2 tRNA genes and 1 rRNA gene are annotated in these 730 nt (G+C 51.6%); all 3 read left to right on the plus strand.

The features are described from left to right. Positions 1-78: ribosomal RNA gene (locus H7850_RS18055) — 16S ribosomal RNA — on the plus strand; the annotation flags it as partial. A gap of 96 nt (positions 79-174) precedes the next feature. Next, positions 175-251 (plus strand) — tRNA-Ile (locus H7850_RS18060). A gap of 124 nt (positions 252-375) precedes the next feature. After that, positions 376-451 (plus strand) — tRNA-Ala (locus tag H7850_RS18065). Positions 452-730 lie beyond the last annotated feature (279 nt).

A 730-nucleotide genomic window follows, 5' to 3' on the forward strand; every position in this document is an offset into this window, starting at 1 on the left:
ACCACGGTGTGGTTCATGACTGGGGTGAAGTCGTAACAAGGTAGCCGTAGGGGAACCTGCGGCTGGATCACCTCCTTAAACGACGCGTGTTCGATCCTTGCAAGTGCTCACATTAATTACCTGATCAACCAGAGCAATGACTGTTTGGGAGCGGATCCCGACGGTGGGAAAGCCGGGTCTGTAGCTCAGTTGGTTAGAGCGCACCCCTGATAAGGGTGAGGTCGGCAGTTCAAGTCTGCCCAGACCCACCAAAATCTCGCGATACCGCGTTGAATGATTCCTCGTATAGCAAGCTATACGTCGTCATCATTCGCCTTGTCTCACAGGATTTACAGTGTAAAAAAGCTTCTTTATTGCTTTTACACTGTTTTGAACGGGGCCTTAGCTCAGCTGGGAGAGCGCCTGCCTTGCACGCAGGAGGTCAGCGGTTCGATCCCGCTAGGCTCCACCACTCGTTACCTGTTCAATTTCCGATGTTTTCCCAACAGTCAATCAATGTTTCGTGGCCAGTGATAAGCGTACCTGCGGGCAAGCTTATCACTGTTCTCTGAACAGCCGCTCTTTAACAACATGAATCAAGCTGACAAATGTAAAGGATACGCAAGCTGCGTATCCGGCAAAGTTGAATCGCGACCCGACCCCTTGGGGTTATATGGTCAAGCGATTAAGCGCATACGGTGGATGCCTAGGCAGCCAGAGGCGATGAAGGACGTGATAGCCTGCGAAAAGG

Origin of the sequence: Halomonas sp. M20 (assembly GCF_020622265.1) — a bacterium.
Classification (GTDB): Bacteria; Pseudomonadota; Gammaproteobacteria; order Pseudomonadales; family Halomonadaceae; genus Modicisalibacter.